Raw genomic sequence first — 16,581 nt, forward strand, 5'->3', positions numbered from 1 at the left:
TATAAGATTATCCCCTACTTAAATATTTTTTGAAGTAGGGGATAGAGTAGTTATCCGATTGTGATGCTGTAACGACATGTAAATGTTTCATTCGCTTGTAAAGATTGAATTCCCTTTTTGTCCTTGAAATCTTTTGCTGGTTTTACTTCATCAGCGATTCCGTACCAAGGTTCAATACATAAGAAAGGTGCGTTATCCCCTGGTGTCCATACGCCGACAAATGGGAATCCATCAAATTCTACTTTTACAAATTTATTATGTTTATGAGAACGAATCGAAATTTCATGCGTATTCATATTTTCAAAAATAAGCGCATCATTTTTGAATAAATCATATGTAAGTGGCAGTTCAGTCGTATTTTCAGCGATTAATTGCTTTTTGTTTGAAAGGTAAGGTCCTTCTAATACGCTTGTTTCTAAGCGTTCCGAACCATTAAACGCTAAGTGATAATCTGTAAATGATTCACCGTCCAATAAAGGGAAGTTGAATCCAGGATGTGCTCCGATTGAGAAGAACATCTCTTTAGAAGTAGGATTGTTTACTTCATATGTTACATGAACGCTTTGTCCATCTAGCTCATAAGAAACGAGTAATTCGAATTCATATGGGTATTTTTTTAATGTTTCTTCATTACTAGTAACGATATAAGTGATCTTTGTTTCACTTTGTTCTTTCACAGAGAAAGTAAGATCACGAGCGAAACCGTGTTGTGTTAATGAATATGGTTTACCGTCTACGTAGTATGTATTATCTACTAATCGGCCGACAATTGGAAACAAAATTGGTGCACGGCGTCCCCAATAAGTAGAATCACCTTGCCATAAATATTCTGTGTTGTCTTCTTTTAAGCGAACGCTCTGTAATTCTGCACCTTTGTCAGAAATGGAAACGATCACTTTTTCATTTTGAATTGTTGCTGTCATGAAGTGAAACCTCCTAAATCTTTCATATGTTTCATTATACGTTGTCTAAAAGGAAAAAGGTAGTTTATGATAGGAATCTATTGACGAAAGAGGGGCTACGACGTAAAATATAATCTTGTTGCTTAAAAAACGAATAACGTGGTTCGAAACCATCCCACGTAAAAAAACTAAGGAGATTTTGTCATGAATATTAGAACTTTAGTCGGTAATGGTATTTTAGCGGCATTATATATTGCTGTTTCTATGCTTATTCAGCCATTTGGCTTTACGAATGTACAATTTCGTATTTCAGAGATGTTTAATCATCTCGTTGTATTTAACAAGAAAGCAATTTACGGAATTGTATTAGGTGTATTTTTAACGAATCTCTTGTTCTCACCTATGATCGCTTATGATTTAGTATTTGGAGTAGGTCAATCTATTCTTGCATTAGTTGCAACGATTATTTCTATGCGATTTATTAAAGGTGTTTGGGCTCGTATGATTTTTAATACAGTTATCTTTACGATTACAATGTTTATGATTGCAATTGAACTTCATCTTGCATTGGGTTTACCATTTATGTTGTCTTGGTTAACATGTGCAATCGGTGAATTTGTTGTCATGGCGATTGGTATGCCTGTAATGTACTGGATTAATAAGCGAGTACAATTTGAAAGATTTATGTAATAGATGAAAGAGCTATTCCTATAGGGATAGCTCTTTTTGCATGTGATAATATTGAATATAATTCTTTGACTCTTGATAAAATATAATAAAATAAAGTGAGGCTTTTATTAGCTGGCTACATATAAGAAGTCTTACATAAGGGGAATGTAGTATGAAATATAAAATTCATTGGTTGTATAAAACGAAGCGCGGATTGCAGACGGAATTAACAACAGAGTATATGAACATAGAAGAAGTACTTCAATTTGCAGAGGATTTTGAGAAAACAGGAAGAGCTAAGGAACTTTTATTTTACGATGAAATGGACGCAGAATGGTCATTAAAAGAGATGAAAAAGTTAAGTAAGCAAGTAGAGGAAGAGCCCCAAGAAATACTCGTTTATTTTGATGGGGGGTATGATGTGCAAACGAAAGAAGCTGGCGTTGGTATATGTGTGTATTATAAAAAAGGAAATACAAACTACCGCATTCGCCGCAATGCATATATAGAAGGTATATATGATAATAATGAAGCGGAATATGCATCATTATTATACGGTATGAATATACTCGAGGAACTAGGGATTAAGTATGAAGCAGTTACACTTCGCGGAGATTCACAAGTGGTACTGCAGCAATTAGCCGGAGAATGGCCTTGTTATGATGAGCATTTAAACCATTATTTAGATCAAATTGAACAAAAGGCGAAGCAAATGAAATTAAAACTTGTATGTGAACCGATATCTAGAAAACAAAATAAAGAAGCACATCAATTAGCAACGCAAGCATTAGAAGGAACAGTTATTGATAGTCATAAAGAAATAACCGAATAGAGAGGTGCAAAGGTGGATAAAAAGCAACTCATTACAGAGGTAAATGACTTATTAGAAACGTATTGTGAAGGATGTTTTTTGCGAGAACATAATCGAAAGACAAATAGTAAGTATTATGCTCATTCATTTTGTATAAGGCAATGTACAGTTGGTGAAACATTGAAAAAGTATGGAGAACAGTTGTCATGAAAAAACATCCAGAGAAAATTCTCTGGATGTTTTTTTAGTGCTTTGCTTCGTTTAATTGCTGCTCGCATTTGCTTAGTTTCTTTTCCTCGTTCATTAAAAAGGGTTCATCTAAATCTACTGCAACAGATTTCATAATTTCAAGCTGTGAGCGAGCTGCTTCTACTGCAGTAGTAGCATGCTCTAATGTATCTGGATCCATTGAAATTGTTGCTGAGCCTACCATTTTTTGTGCTGTTTCTACACGGAATTTTACTTCTTCAAAATCATTTACTTCTGATCCCATTGTTACTGCCTCCTTTGTATATTGCGCATTTCACATAGTTTTTGCTCTGTAAAACGGAAATATACAAAGGAATAATAAAGGAGGTTACCAAGTAAGGTAACCTCCTGTTATATGTTGGATTAAAGTTTTACTACGTTAGCAGCTTGAGGTCCACGGTTACCTTCAGTAATGTCGAAAGATACTTCTTGACCTTCTTCTAAAGCTTTGTAGCCATCTCCTTGAATAGCAGAGAAATGTACGAATACATCGTCAGCGCCTTCCATTTCGATAAATCCAAAACCTTTTTCGTTGTTAAACCATTTTACTTTTCCTTGCATGTTATAATTCCTCCTAAAAGCGTTTACTATTTTCATTTAGTGAAATTCATTTGAAAAATAATATAAACTAAAAATGCTATATTCTTGAATATTCTGCTAAATGATTAATTTAAATATACACGAATTGGGAGAATTTAGTCAAGTAAGCGATTTTATTTTTTGTATTTTTAAATAATTTTTCAGTCGAATTTTTAAATAGGTATAGGACAGGCCGAGTATGTAATATTCTTAATTGAATGCTATACATAATGAGGTGAAAGAATGAATAAGTCTTACTTATTAGATAATGAAGAAATGAGAACGAGAACCGACATACCGGATTGGGTTGCAAAAGAATTTGAGATTTTTTCAAGTGTCGTGTTAGAACCAACTTTTCCATGTTATTTCGGTTTAACAGCTTTGAAAAAGAATGAACTTCGCTATTCATTTCTTTCTCATAATGATTGGAGTCATTTGCCACATACAATGTTATCTTTTTTAGAGTTAATGAAAGAGAGGCCGATTGTAAGAAGGGGCTTTTTCCTTTTTGTAGAACCGGAATGTGAAGAACAATCACTCGAATATTACCGTGATTCCTTTTGGAAAGTGCTGCAGTATTTACATGAAAACGATAATCAAGCATGGCCAAAGCAAATTCCTGAAGATCCAGACCATTATTTATGGGAATTTTCATTTGGTGGTGAGCCAATATTTGCATTTGGAAATGCGCCAGCTTATAAACAACGAAAAACTAGACATTTAGGGAATTCTCTCGTTATTGGGTTTCAGCCACGCACTATTTTTGATGGATTAGAGGGGGATCGTCCTAAAGGAGCATATTCAAGACAAATGGTCCGTGAGCGAGTTGAAAAGTGGGATCAATTGCCGAAACATCCTAACATTAGTCATTACGGTGACCCAGAGCATCGTGAATGGAAACAATATTTCATAGGAGACGATGTAGAGCTAATAAAAGGGAAATGTCCTTTTCTTCATAGGATAGAAAAATAAGAGCCGTCATCTGGATGGCTCTTTTGTATATTTTGGATAAAAAAGGGTATTTTATTATGAAAGCTAGTCTATTTTTTAAAATTACATCATTAACTAGTAGTAAAAAGAGAAGAAAGGATAGAGCGATGTTTGGAGCAATTATACAGCAAATCGTATTAGGTATTTCATTAGCTGCGCCAGTAGGGCCGATTAATATTGAAATGTTAAAACGAGGAATTGAACGTGGGTTTTGGCATGCTTGGGTTGTTGGAATTGGTGGAATGACTGCAGATGTTTTATTTATGCTTCTCATTTATTTCGGTTTATCTTCTGTGTTTATGTATACATATGTACAAGCCTTCATGTATTGCACGGGTTTTTTCTTGTTATTTTATTTAGGATTTCAAAGTGTAAAACAAGGAATTTTCCACTCGAATATGGAATATAAAAAAGAAGAGGTAGGTGGCCTTAAGCAATCGTTTATGGCAGGATTTTTAATTGCGATATCCAATCCATTAAATCTTGTTTTTTGGTTTGGTATATACGGAAGTACACTTAGCTCATTACTTACGAAGGTAACGAAACAAGAAGCTTTTTTGTACAGTCTTTGCATTATTGCCGGTATTATTTTATGGAATTTAAATATTGCTTTTTCTGTACATTTTGGAAGAACTTTATTAAAACCAAAAGCGCTTGGCTATATAACAGCCGGAGCAGGTATTATTTTAGTAGGGTACTCTATACATTTTGCATACAAAGCTTTACAGTTGTTCACATAAGATTGAAGGGGAGATTTTTATGTATCGAACCACTATTGACGGAAAAGAAATTATCATTACGTTAGCGCCAAAAGTCCGAAGAGAAATTACTGATAGAAATCCACTATATGAAGCGGTATTTCATAATGCTGCAAGATTGCTACAAACAAAGCAACCGACGTTTGCAGTAAATCATGAAATATTTGGTCTCATTATTGGAGAAGTGCAAAGAGGAGAAGTAACAGTGTTTGCGGTGGAACATATTATTCCGAAGCAAAATATATTTGGACCGAACAATTTTTTCTCGACAATAGAACAGCAGGCAAATTTGTAAAATGAATAGAATAAGAATAGAAAAGAAATAGTCGTAACGATATGTTGCGGCTGTTTTTTTGGAAAAGGGGGAAACAAGATGAAGAAAGTGGGGAAAGAGTTCTTTTTACAACATGATATCGTTATTATGTATAGCATTCTATTTATTTTCATTATTATTTTAAAAATGCAATTTTTCACGTGGTTTGGCATGTTAGCATGTATGTTTGGGATTGTTTTCTATACACTTAATGAATACATGACACATCGTTTTTTATTCCATATTAAGCCGCCTAAAAACACATTTCTATTAAAAATGTTAAGAAGATTACATTATGATCACCACGTATATCCAGATGATTTAAAACTTTTGTTTTTACCTGTATGGTTTAGTATACCTAGTTTTACTATTTATTTACTTATAGCATATGGTATTACAAAAAGTGTTACTATTACACTTTCATTTGGAATCGGAATGATTATCATGCTGCTCGTTTACGAATGGAAACATTATATTGCCCATAGACCGATTCGTCCCGTCACTAAGTTTGGAAGATGGCTAAAAAAACAACATATATTACACCATTATAAAAACGAAAAGTTTTGGTTCGGTGTTTCAAATCCAGTATTCGATTTTATATTTGGAACACTTAAAGACGGAAAAGATGTTGAGTTAAGCGAAACAGCTCGTAATTTAGAAAAGGAAAAAAAGACAAAAGTAGTGCGTTAAGCACTGCTTTTGTCTTAATGAGGAAAAAATAAGTAAGGTGTCACTTTATTTTGAAAAAGTATATTAAAAATTTAGGAGAAATTGCCGAAAAATGTCTATCGAAAAACCTTTGCATGAATGCATGGATTGTCTAAAATAAGTATAAGTTTCTGAATATTTATAAAATTTAGTCTTTAGGTATACAAGGAGGAAGTGTATTTCAAGTAAGAGAGGGGATCGGTTAATGAAACGAGATGATACGTCAGCACGTAAGTTGCAAAATGAAGTGAATTATACAGAGGTCGTTCAGTCGGAAGAATTTCAATTGTTATTAAATACGAAAAAGAAGTTTATCGTTCCAATGAGTATTTTCTTTTTTAGTTTTTTTATTGCACTGCCTATTTTAACGTCGTATTCAAAGGTGCTTAATACACCTGCATTTGGTGACGTTACATGGGCGTGGGTATTTGCTTTTTCCCAATTTATCATGACATGGGCACTATGTATGATTTATAGCAAAAAAGCAGAATCATTTGATGAAATCTCCCAAAAAATTCTGCAAGATATGCAAAAAAGGAGGGGCTGAACTTGAATACTACTGCATTTGCACTATTTTTAATTATTGTTCTTGGTACGCTCGTCATAACATATTTTGCATCGAAAAAAACGAAAAATGCGAGTGAATTTTATACGGCTGGAGGGGGATTAACTGGTTGGCAAAATGGTCTGGCCATCGCTGGAGATTACATGTCTGCTGCTTCATTTCTTGGTATAGCCGGAGCAATCGCATTAACTGGGTTTGATGGATTCTTTTATAGTATCGGTTTTTTAGTTGCTTATTTAGTTGTACTGTATCTTGTTGCAGAACCGCTTAGAAATTTAGGGAAGTATACTTTGGCGGATATGATTGCAGCACGCTTTGATGCGAAAAAAGTTCGCGGAGTTGCAGCTCTTAATACGATGACGATTTCTATCTTTTATATGATTGCACAATTAGTTGGCGCGGGTGCACTTATTAAATTATTATTAGGGATTGAATATACGACATCTGTATTAATCGTTGGAACACTTATGACGGTGTATGTTATTTTTGGAGGGATGACAGCAACAAGCTGGGTACAAATTGTTAAAGCGGTACTACTAATGGCTGGTACGTTTATTATTTCTGTTATCGTTTTCGCAAAGTTTAATTTTAGTGTGACTGAAATGTTTGCACAAATGAAAACAGCTACGCCATTAAAAGATTCGTTTTTAAATCCAGGAGTAAAGTATAAAGTTGGCCTTGATACACTTTCTTTAAATTTAGGACTAGTTCTCGGTACAGCGGGATTACCACATATACTTGTCCGCTTTTTTACAGTACGTGATGCAAAAACAGCACGTCAATCTGTTGTATATGCGACGTGGTTAATTGGTGCGTTTTATATTATGACGATTTTCTTAGGGTTTGGAGCAGCAGCGTTTGTAGGAAATGAGGCAATTATTAAAGCGAATCCAGCGGGTAATATGGCAGCACCTTTATTAGCTAAAGCGTTAGGTGGGGACTTCTTATTTGCTTTCGTATCAGCAATTGCTTTTGCAACGATTTTGGCTGTAGTGGCAGGTCTTGTATTAACAGCAGCATCAGCATTCGCTCATGATTTTTATAATGAAATCATTCGTAAAGGAAAATCAACGGAAAAAGAGCAAGTATCTATGGCTCGTTATGCATCTATTGGAGTAGCGATACTATCTATCATACTTGCATTATTTGCCCAAACATTAAACGTAGCATTTTTAGTATCATTAGCATTTGCAGTTGCAGCGAGTGCAAATCTACCAGTAATTTTATTTACAATATATTGGAAGCGTTTTAATACAACGGGTGCTATTTCGGGTATGATTGTAGGTCTCGTATCAGCAATTGTTCTCGTAGCGTTGAGTCCGAATGTTTGGAACCCTGTAGCTGGAAAAGCTATTTTTGTTGGGGAAGCGTTATTCCCATATACGACACCAGGAATTATTTCAATTCCACTCGGATTTCTTGCAGCATATTTAGGAACGGTTTTATCTAGTAAGAAAGAAGATGCAGCGAAATTTGATGAAATTCTCGTGAAATCTAATACTGGTCATGGCATTAGCGATGCGTCTTCACATTAAATAAAAGAGGAGCTTTTCGATAGATAAGAAAAGCTCTTTTTTCTTTTGTCATTTTCTTGTAAATATTACTGATTTGTAAGTAGGATTTGTCTTAATTTTGTGGAATGAAAATAGCAGGGAGAAATTTAAGTCATCATGGCACCAGCGCAGCTTTTGTGAAAAATAAGTTGTTATGGAAGGTGGAATTAATGATGAAAACGAAGCAAACTGATGAATTATTAGCAAAAGATGAGCAATATGTTTGGCACGGAATGCGTCCCTTTAGTCCAAATAGCACAATGGTAGGGGCAAAAGCTGAAGGATGCTGGGTTGAAGACATACAAGGAAAAAGATATTTAGATGGTATGAGTGGCCTTTGGTGCGTAAATAGTGGATATGGAAGAAAAGAGCTTGCAGAAGCGGCTTATAAGCAATTACAAACATTATCATATTTTCCAATGTCACAATCACATGAGCCAGCTATAAAGCTTGCTGAAAAGTTAAACGAGTGGCTTGGTGGAGAGTATGTTATTTTCTTCTCAAATAGTGGATCAGAAGCGAACGAAACAGCTTTTAAAATAGCAAGACAATACTATGCTCAAAAAGGTGAACCACATCGTTATAAATTTATGTCACGTTATCGCGGGTATCACGGGAATACAATGGCGACAATGGCAGCGACGGGACAAGCGCAGCGTAGATATCAATATGAACCGTTTGCTTCAGGTTTTTTACATGTAACACCACCGGATTGTTACCGTATGCCTGAAATTGAAGGGCAGCATATTTATGATGTAGAATGTGTAAAAGAAGTCGATCGTGTTATGACGTGGGAATTAAGTGAAACAATTGCTGCTTTTATTATGGAACCTATTATTACAGGCGGGGGCATATTAATGCCACCACAAGACTATATGAAAGCTGTTCATGAGACGTGTCAAAAACACGGTGCCTTGCTTATTAGTGATGAAGTGATTTGCGGTTTTGGGCGTACAGGAAAAGCATTTGGATTTATGAATTATGATGTAAAGCCTGATATTATTACAATGGCAAAAGGTATTACGAGCGCATATTTACCATTATCTGCAACAGCTGTGAAAAAAGAAATATATGAGGCTTTTAAAGGTAAAGGAGAATATGAATTCTTCCGCCATATTAATACATTTGGTGGAAATCCAGCAGCTTGTGCATTAGCACTTAAAAATTTAGAGATTATGGAGAATGAAAATTTAATTGAGCGATCTGCACAAATGGGTTCCCTTTTATTAGAGCAACTAAAAGATGAAATTGGGGAACATCCACTTGTTGGGAATATTAGAGGGAAAGGTCTATTAGTTGGAATCGAATTAGTAAATGATAAAGAGACGAAAGAGCCAATTGATAATGATAAAATAGCAAGTGTCGTAAATGCTTGTAAAGAAAAGGGATTAATTATCGGACGCAACGGTATGACAACGGCAGGATATAATAACGTTTTAACACTAGCACCGCCGCTTATTATTTCAAGTGAAGAAATTGCCTTTGTTGTTGGAACGTTGAAGACGGCGATGGAACGTATTTAATAAATAGAGAGAGGAGCGAGCTGTAATATAAGGCTCGCTTTTGTTTAGTAGGAGGGGACTTTTAATGGAGAAATATGATCCTAACAAACATTATCACATCGGATATTATGAAGATGGATATGATTTAGAAGTGACGGCGTACAAAAGAATAAATGAACCAGTTTGGGATGCTTATATTCCGCACTATGAGGCAGACGATTTTTATAAGAAAGTGGAGGGAATGAAGCTAGGTAAATATATAGATGATTATGGCATTATGGTGTATTCATTTGAGAATGATATTGATGATAATGAAGTACGAATTATTTTTGAAAAATGGTTAAAAAAGAACGGGATTGTTTAAAGATAAAATAAAAAGGAGATTGCTATCTTATAAGATAGCAATCTCCTTTTATTATAGTAAATTTATTTACTTGCTTTCATTGCTTTATCTTTTGCACCAAAAGTGTATTTTAACATAGGTGGTGTAATCATTGTAGTTAAAATAACGACAATAACGATTGCTGTAAAGTAATCTTTTGCCAATAGACCTGAAGAAAGTCCTGTTCCTGCAATGATAAGTGCAACTTCACCACGAGAAACCATTCCAGCACCGATAATTGCAGAAGACTTAGCGTCAAATCCAGTCATTCGTGCACCGAATCCACAGCCGATTAATTTCGTTAATACAGCGATAACAGTTAATGCTAAGATGAACCAAATTTGATTGCCGATACCGTCAAATGTAATATTCATACCGATACTAACGAAGAATACGGGAACGAACATAGCGTAAGCAATTGGTTCTACTTTCTTTTCTACTTCATGTTTGTAGTTCGTTTGAGAAATAGCAATACCAGCAGCGAAAGCACCGATAATACCAGCAATTCCTAATAATTCGCCGAAATATGCGAATGAGAAACAGATGATAAGAGCCGCGCTCACGATAGACTCAGATACGCGCAGTGGTGATAACCAGCGCATAATCGCAGGAACACCTTTCCATCCGATTAAAATAATAGAAGCGAAGAATACTACTTTCTTCAAGATAACCATTGTTAAGTTAACATCATCAGTACCTAAGAAGCTCATTGCAAATGCTAATAAAATAACAACAAGAATGTCATCAAATACAGCGGCTCCAAGCATCGTCGTACTTTCACGTGTTTTCATTTTACCTAAATCACGAAGTGTTTGTACGGAAATACTAACACTTGTCGCACATAGAAGTAATCCTAAGAATACAGCGTTTCCTTGTTCCATTCCCATAACAAGACCGGAAACGTAACCACCTACGAATGGAAGAATGATACCTCCGAGTGCAACGGCTAAAGAAGAATTACGATTTGCATTTAATTCTTCTAAGTCTGTTTCAAGTCCAGCCATAAACATTAAAAGAATAACCCCGACATTACTTAATTGAGTTAGAAGCTCTGAATTTTCAATCCAACCTAATACAGCTGGACCGATAACGATACCGACAATTAATTTACCTAATACAGAAGGTTGACCTAATCTAACACTAAGATCACCAGCAAGCTTTGTACTTAATAAAATAAGTGCAATTTGAAAGAAAAATTCGAATTCCATCTGATCCTCTCCTCATCATTTTTAGTTTTATCATACGATTTCTCGGAATTTGCCTAATGAAAATATGTAAAACCCATTAAACAAAAGGGTCTGATTACAAGTTCTTTTGAACTCGTAATTTGAACCTGTAATTAATATATAATAAAATTTATTAAAAATCAATGAAAAAATAGCAGATTTTCATGATGGAATTTGATTTAGGTATGAAGGGAATGGCTATATAATAAGAAGAAATAAGGCAATATTTTTAATGAATTGGAGAAGGAAACATGTTATTAAATAAACGCTTTACAATTGGAGAAATGGCAAAAATGCATAATATCGCAGAATCTACATTGAGGTATTATGATGGAAAAGGAATTTTTCATCCGTCCATTGTTGATCCTCAAACGAATTATCGTTATTATACAATCGATCAATTTTCACTGTTAGATACGATTAAATTTTTACGTCAGTTAAATATTCCGTTAAAGGAAATTAAGAAATATATTGATGAAAGAAATCCAACATACGCACTCAATTTACTGGAAAAACAACAAGAAATGATGCTGAAGAAACAAAGAGAAATTGAATATGCTTTAGCAAAAATGGAACATAGAATTCATTTAATAAAGAAGGCGACGAAAGCGGAAACCGATCGAATACTTATTAAAAAAATACCAAAAAGAAAAATAACAGCGATTGCAGTGGCGCCGAATACGACAGATGATATGTTTGATTATTATATCCATTCGCTTCAAAAAAATATGAAGCAAATGGATGATAGTCTATTTTCAGGAGATATAGGTGTGACAATTTCCAAAAAAGCATTCATGCAAAAGGAGTTTCAAGCATATAGCAGCGTATTTATTCTTTTGGATTATATGCCTTATCAAGTACATAGTTCAGATTCAATTAAAGCTGGTATGTTTGCGTGCGCTTATCATCATGGATCATATGAAAAAACAGGTGAAACATATAAGAAATTAATGGAATACATTGATCAAGAAGGATACGAAATAAGTGGAGATTCGATTGAGATTGGATTAATTGATTGGTCTGTAACAGAAAATCCAGAGGAGCAAGTAACAGAAATTCAAATTCCAGTAATGAAAAAATAGAGTGTAGGACTTCTATTAATTACAAACCTGCATCAATTCCGATAATTAAATTTCCTATTTTTTTAATTCTCTCTTGACCTTCAAGTTACTTGAAGGTTTAAACTGTGAACAGAGCGTTGAAAAAGGAGCATAATAGTATGGAAGCAACAGAAAAATTAAGAGAAAAACCAGTTAAAAGTTTATTTATTTCTTATTTAATACCAGCCGTTCTAGGAATGGTATTAATGTCAGTGAATATTGTAATTGACGCGGTCATGATTAGTAGAGGAGTTGGGGCGAACGGTTTAGCAGGAGTAAACGTGGCTATTCCAGCGTTTTCGATTTTCTTCTCTATTTCATTATGGATCGGGATGGGCGGGGCAACGTTATATTCTATTGCATTAGGTGAAAATAAACGAGAAAGAGCAAGGTCTATTTTTACTCAATCCATGACGGTAGCAGTTGTTATCGTAGGTGTTTTAGCGGCTATTTGTTTATGGAGAATAGAAGATTTAGCGTACTTATTTGGTGCAAATGAAGTGATTTTACCATATGCGTTAGACTATTTACACGTATTACTAACATTTGGAATGATATACGTTTTAGAAAATATTTTAAGTACATTTATACGAAATGATGGAAATCCTAATTTAGCAATGGCTGGTCTTGTTGTAACAGCTGTATTAAATATACTGTTTGACTATATCTTTATTTTTATCTTTGGATGGGGCGTAACAGGTGCTGCTTCAGCGACTATTCTTTCGGCAGCGATTGGTTTCCTTGTATTATTAACTCATTTCTTTAGAAAAAGTAGTATTTTAAAGTGGACGAAATTCCATTTTGAATGGGATACTGTCAAACAAATTATGGTGATTGGTTTCCCAAGTTTTACAGCAGAAAGCACGGTTGCAATCGTAACGATTGGTTTTAATATCGCATTTGTCCAATATGCAGGAGAAGTAGGAGTAGCTTCCTATGCGATGGTGAATAGTATTCATGCAATGACATTACTATTATTCTTCGGTGTTGGAGCAGCATTGCAACCAATTGCTAGTTTTCATTACGGGGCAAATTTATCAGAGAGACTTCGTGAAGGATTGAAGTTTGCTGTGAAAATTGCAGTTGTCCTCGGAGGCGTTGCGATAATTGTCGGATTATTCTTCGGGAAATATATCATTGGTTTATTTGATGTTCAATCTCCAGAATTATTGGAGTTAACCTTAACAGGTATTAGTTTATTCTTTATCCAATACGTATTTTTAGGTTATAACATTGTGTATGGAGAGTACTTCCAATCAGTGCGACAAACAAAGAAATCAGTACTTATTATAATGAGCCGAGGATTACTATTTATCATTCCATTGTTATGGATTATGCCGAAATTATTTGGGATAAACGGAATTTGGCTCGTTATGCCAGTTGCTGAAGTAATGACAGCAATTATCGTATTTACGATGAATCGTATGAAACATCCTGTTCCATTAAATATGGCAGGAGAGAAAGAAGCGATATGATGAAGAAAATCCCCTTAAGCAATTAAGGGGATTTTCTTATTCCTTTAAACTAATCGCAAAAGATCCATCCGTTTCTTGAACAGAAGCAAAGGCAACGTTTTTAATATTTGTAATTCCTTTTTCTTTTAATTCTTTATATAACCATTTTTCATCTTTATGTATTAACTTTAAGTTATCATATTGAATTTGTGAATCGACGATAAGTGCAATTGGTAATCCAGCATACTTAACATCTATGTTTAAATCTTTTGGAGTTAATGGTACAAGTTCTCTTTTTGGTAAAATACTAATAGCTCCGTTCGCTTCTAAAATGGCGTATTCAATTTCATGAACACTTGGATATCCTGCAACGCGAAGATTAGAAAGTAGTTCGGCAATGGGATATCTACTTTTTTGTAAGTTCTCAAAAATAATATCACCATGTTTAATTAAAATGATAGGGTGTCCGAGAATAAAACGATTTAGTTTGTTGAATAGGCTTAATTTTGTAAGGAGTAAATGTAAACATGTAATAACAACCATACCGAGAAATGCTTGTAAAGCACCAGAGACGGGTATGGCCTGGAAAGCTAAATAAGATAAAAAGATTATAGCCCCAAAATCATGGGGAGTTAGTTGTGCTAACGCGGATTTACCGAGTAACTTAAGCGATAGTAAAAATAAGATGAAAAAGAACGACACGTTACATAAAAAGAGAAGCAATAGAGACACTCCTTCGTGTAAAGTTGTACTTACTATTCCCGAAAGTAATATAAATATTACCTTTCAGAGGATAATTTAGGGTTTATTGGAATTTGTCTGTATACAAACAAATAAATGGATATTATCATGAAGGAAGTAAAAGAAAATAGGAGTATATGAGTATGAGAAAGAAGAGAATAATAAAGTGCATTTTAGTTGTTATAATGATTTGCGCCGTATATGTGGGGTTTTTACAATATCACATTTATAAGCATGGACATATGAATGCAAGTGACGATGCTGAGTACATAATTGTACTAGGATCGAAAGTAAATGGAACGAAACCATCTTATTCATTGCAATATCGTATTGATAAAGCAGCTGAATATTTAAAATCACATGAGAAAACAATCGCTATCGTATCTGGAGGACAAGGAAAAGGTGAAGACATTTCAGAAGCATTAGCAATGAAACAAGGACTAATAAAACAAAACATCGCAGAAGACCGTATTATAATGGAGGACAAATCTACGAGTACAGATGAGAATATTACATTCTCAAAACCGTTAATTCCAGCCGATATGAAAAAAGGTATGATCGTAACAAACGATTTTCATATGTTTAGAGCGAAAAAAATAGCTGCCAAACAAGGTTTACAATTAGAAGGTCTTCCGGCAAAAACACCGAAACCAATCATCATTCCATCGAATGTACGAGAATATTTAGCAATTACACAGTATTGGTTTATGAATCGAATATAGTGAAAGTGATCCCGCCTGAAAATTCAGACGGGATTTAATTTGAGGAAAATCTTACAAATATGTCACATTAGTGAAAGGTAAAGCGATAGTTTCTAGAATGGTTTCCTGACATAATGAAGGTAACAAAAACTATTTAGAGGTGAATCGGATGAAAGGAAATAATATTTTATCTTCGTTATGTTACTTTAGTATCTTTTTTGCACCATTTTTACTACCAATTATCGTGTACTTTGTTGCAGAAGATGAAGTGAAATATCACGCGAAAAAAGCATTTTGGTCACATGTTTTCCCATACGTAATCTTATTTGGAGGACTAGCAGTATCAGGCATGTACGGTTTAGGTTTTAATCAATCTGACGGTGCTGGAATTGGAATGATTATCACATATGCAGTGTTCATTCTTGTAGGAATTTACTATTTCATTTGGAATATCGTAAAAGGTATTAAAGTGTTGAAAACGGCGTAATAAGACAATGAAAAATTTCATTTACCGTATTCATAGACGTTTTAAAAAAAGAGCAATTCAAAAAAAGAATTGCTCTTTTTGTGCTTATAAGTTGTGAATATTAAAAAAGATATGTTAATTTTTCATTATGAAGTGAAAAAAGGAGTGATTTTCATGAATGAGATCATACATAAGATGGAGCAACACGTTTCAGTTCGTAAATATAAAGAAGAAGCAATTCCGAAAGATGTAGTAGAAAAGATGGTGCACGCTGCGCAACATGCGGCTTCATCACATTTTGTACAGGCGTATTCTGTTATATATGTAACAGATCAAGACCTAAAGGCTAAACTAGCAGAGCTATCCGGAAATCGCCATGTGAAAGACTGCGCAGCATTTTTTGTTTGTTGTGCAGATTTAAAACGACTTGAAATGGCATGTGAAAAACATGGTACAGAAATAAAGCATGAAGGAGTGGAAGACTTTATCGTTGCGACGGTAGATGCTTCACTTTTTGCGCAAAACTTAGCGTTAGCAGCAGAGTCATTAGGATACGGAATTTGCTATATTGGTGGAATTCGTAATAATCCGAGAGAAGTGAGCGAATTGCTTCATTTACCGGATAAAGTATACCCTGTATTCGGAATGACAGTCGGTGTACCAGATGAAGAACATGGAGTTAAACCACGTTTACCAGTAGCAGCAGTTCTTCATGAAAATGGATATGATGAAAAGAAATATGATGAATTATTAAATGAATATGATGAAACGATGAACTCGTATTACAAAGAAAGATCATCAAACAAGAAAAGCGTAACATGGACGGAATCAATGAGTTCGTTTATGTCTAAAGAAAAAAGAATGCATATGAAAGAGTTTTTAAGTGAAAAAGGATTAAATAAGAAGTGAGTA

General features: G+C 34.4%; 21 protein-coding genes and 1 riboswitch. Of the genes, 16 read left to right on the top strand and 5 right to left on the bottom strand.

The genetic code is table 11. From position 1 onward, the window contains the following. Window positions 1-50 precede the first annotated feature (50 nt). Window positions 51-923, bottom strand: a complete 873-nt coding sequence (locus AC241_RS08400) for an aldose 1-epimerase family protein (protein ID WP_050843128.1) — start codon at window positions 921-923, stop codon at window positions 51-53. 132 nt (window positions 924-1,055) lie between these two features. Continuing rightward, window positions 1,056-1,100: riboswitch (PreQ1 riboswitch) on the top strand. Between the two features lie 6 nt (window positions 1,101-1,106). Between AC241_RS08400 and AC241_RS08405 the strand changes: the two genes are divergently transcribed. From AC241_RS08405 to AC241_RS08415, 3 genes are all read left to right on the top strand, one after another. Beyond that, a complete protein-coding gene (locus AC241_RS08405; protein ID WP_001026480.1) occupies window positions 1,107-1,592 on the top strand; it encodes a QueT transporter family protein in 486 nt (161 codons plus the stop codon). Window positions 1,593-1,743: 151 nt separating this feature from the next. Then, the gene (locus AC241_RS08410) at window positions 1,744-2,403 is read left to right on the top strand and encodes a ribonuclease H family protein (protein WP_000875548.1); all 660 of its coding nucleotides are present in this window, start codon (window positions 1,744-1,746) and stop codon (window positions 2,401-2,403) included. 12 nt (window positions 2,404-2,415) lie between these two features. Then, the gene (locus AC241_RS08415) at window positions 2,416-2,592 is read left to right on the top strand and encodes a zinc-finger domain-containing protein (RefSeq protein WP_000358801.1); all 177 of its coding nucleotides are present in this window, start codon (window positions 2,416-2,418) and stop codon (window positions 2,590-2,592) included. A 34-nt stretch (window positions 2,593-2,626) separates the two neighbouring features. On the opposite strand, the gene AC241_RS08420 is transcribed toward AC241_RS08415, so the two are convergent. Both AC241_RS08420 and cspB read right to left on the bottom strand, forming a co-directional pair. Continuing rightward, on the bottom strand, window positions 2,627-2,875 hold the full coding sequence (locus tag AC241_RS08420) for a DUF2564 family protein (RefSeq protein ID WP_000534400.1): 249 nt from the start codon (window positions 2,873-2,875) through the stop codon (window positions 2,627-2,629). A gap of 119 nt (window positions 2,876-2,994) precedes the next feature. Beyond that, a complete protein-coding gene (gene cspB, locus AC241_RS08425) occupies window positions 2,995-3,192 on the bottom strand; it encodes a cold shock-like protein CspB (RefSeq protein WP_001161731.1) in 198 nt (65 codons plus the stop codon). A 261-nt stretch (window positions 3,193-3,453) separates the two neighbouring features. Between cspB and AC241_RS08430 the strand changes: the two genes are divergently transcribed. From AC241_RS08430 to AC241_RS08465, 8 genes are all read left to right on the top strand, one after another. Continuing rightward, window positions 3,454-4,182, top strand: a complete 729-nt coding sequence (locus AC241_RS08430; RefSeq protein ID WP_001043750.1) for a YqcI/YcgG family protein — start codon at window positions 3,454-3,456, stop codon at window positions 4,180-4,182. Between the two features lie 14 nt (window positions 4,183-4,196). Then, a complete protein-coding gene (locus tag AC241_RS08435) occupies window positions 4,197-4,940 on the top strand; it encodes a LysE family transporter (protein ID WP_016082209.1) in 744 nt (247 codons plus the stop codon). Window positions 4,941-4,959: 19 nt separating this feature from the next. Next, window positions 4,960-5,253, top strand: a complete 294-nt coding sequence (locus tag AC241_RS08440; protein WP_016082208.1) for a hypothetical protein — start codon at window positions 4,960-4,962, stop codon at window positions 5,251-5,253. 78 nt (window positions 5,254-5,331) lie between these two features. Then, window positions 5,332-5,961 carry a sterol desaturase family protein gene (locus AC241_RS08445; RefSeq protein WP_000755397.1) on the top strand — a complete coding sequence of 210 codons (630 nt, stop codon included), beginning with the start codon at window positions 5,332-5,334 and terminating at the stop codon, window positions 5,959-5,961. A 223-nt stretch (window positions 5,962-6,184) separates the two neighbouring features. Continuing rightward, window positions 6,185-6,526: a DUF485 domain-containing protein gene (locus AC241_RS08450; protein ID WP_048565245.1), complete on the top strand. Its 342-nt coding sequence runs from the start codon at window positions 6,185-6,187 to the stop codon at window positions 6,524-6,526. 2 nt (window positions 6,527-6,528) lie between these two features. Beyond that, window positions 6,529-8,079, top strand: a complete 1,551-nt coding sequence (locus AC241_RS08455; RefSeq protein ID WP_016082206.1) for a solute symporter family protein — start codon at window positions 6,529-6,531, stop codon at window positions 8,077-8,079. A gap of 191 nt (window positions 8,080-8,270) precedes the next feature. Continuing rightward, on the top strand, window positions 8,271-9,620 hold the full coding sequence (locus AC241_RS08460) for an aspartate aminotransferase family protein (protein WP_000850960.1): 1,350 nt from the start codon (window positions 8,271-8,273) through the stop codon (window positions 9,618-9,620). 64 nt (window positions 9,621-9,684) lie between these two features. Continuing rightward, window positions 9,685-9,963 carry a DUF3986 family protein gene (locus AC241_RS08465; RefSeq protein ID WP_029441887.1) on the top strand — a complete coding sequence of 93 codons (279 nt, stop codon included), beginning with the start codon at window positions 9,685-9,687 and terminating at the stop codon, window positions 9,961-9,963. Between the two features lie 62 nt (window positions 9,964-10,025). Here the strand turns inward: AC241_RS08465 and AC241_RS08470 are convergent, their stop codons facing one another. Then, complete coding sequence (locus tag AC241_RS08470; protein ID WP_016082205.1) at window positions 10,026-11,189, bottom strand: cation:proton antiporter; 1,164 nt, start codon at window positions 11,187-11,189, stop codon at window positions 10,026-10,028. Window positions 11,190-11,458: 269 nt separating this feature from the next. Between AC241_RS08470 and AC241_RS08475 the strand changes: the two genes are divergently transcribed. Beyond that, entirely contained in the window at window positions 11,459-12,289 is an 831-nt protein-coding gene (locus tag AC241_RS08475) for a MerR family transcriptional regulator (protein ID WP_050843130.1), read from the top strand. A gap of 137 nt (window positions 12,290-12,426) precedes the next feature. Continuing rightward, entirely contained in the window at window positions 12,427-13,782 is a 1,356-nt protein-coding gene (locus tag AC241_RS08480) for an MATE family efflux transporter (RefSeq protein ID WP_050843133.1), read from the top strand. A 36-nt stretch (window positions 13,783-13,818) separates the two neighbouring features. Here AC241_RS08480 and AC241_RS08485 read toward each other — a convergent pair whose 3' ends face one another. Continuing rightward, window positions 13,819-14,484 carry a DUF421 domain-containing protein gene (locus tag AC241_RS08485; RefSeq protein WP_000923922.1) on the bottom strand — a complete coding sequence of 222 codons (666 nt, stop codon included), beginning with the start codon at window positions 14,482-14,484 and terminating at the stop codon, window positions 13,819-13,821. Window positions 14,485-14,645: 161 nt separating this feature from the next. Here AC241_RS08485 and AC241_RS08490 point away from each other — a divergent pair, with 161 nt between their 5' ends. The 3 genes from AC241_RS08490 to nfsA all read left to right on the top strand — a co-directional run bounded on the left by AC241_RS08490 (window position 14,646) and on the right by nfsA (window position 16,578). Continuing rightward, window positions 14,646-15,224 carry a YdcF family protein gene (locus AC241_RS08490; protein ID WP_050843135.1) on the top strand — a complete coding sequence of 193 codons (579 nt, stop codon included), beginning with the start codon at window positions 14,646-14,648 and terminating at the stop codon, window positions 15,222-15,224. A 148-nt stretch (window positions 15,225-15,372) separates the two neighbouring features. Further along, a complete protein-coding gene (locus AC241_RS08495) occupies window positions 15,373-15,690 on the top strand; it encodes a magnetosome magnetite crystal formation protein family (protein WP_016513067.1) in 318 nt (105 codons plus the stop codon). 153 nt (window positions 15,691-15,843) lie between these two features. After that, window positions 15,844-16,578 (top strand): oxygen-insensitive NADPH nitroreductase, encoded by a 735-nt coding sequence (nfsA, locus tag AC241_RS08500; protein ID WP_050843138.1) that lies wholly within the window; start codon window positions 15,844-15,846, stop codon window positions 16,576-16,578. Window positions 16,579-16,581: the final 3 nt, after the last annotated feature.

Source organism: Bacillus thuringiensis (assembly GCF_001182785.1).
In the GTDB taxonomy this organism is placed as follows: Bacteria; Bacillota; Bacilli; order Bacillales; family Bacillaceae_G; genus Bacillus_A; species Bacillus_A thuringiensis_S.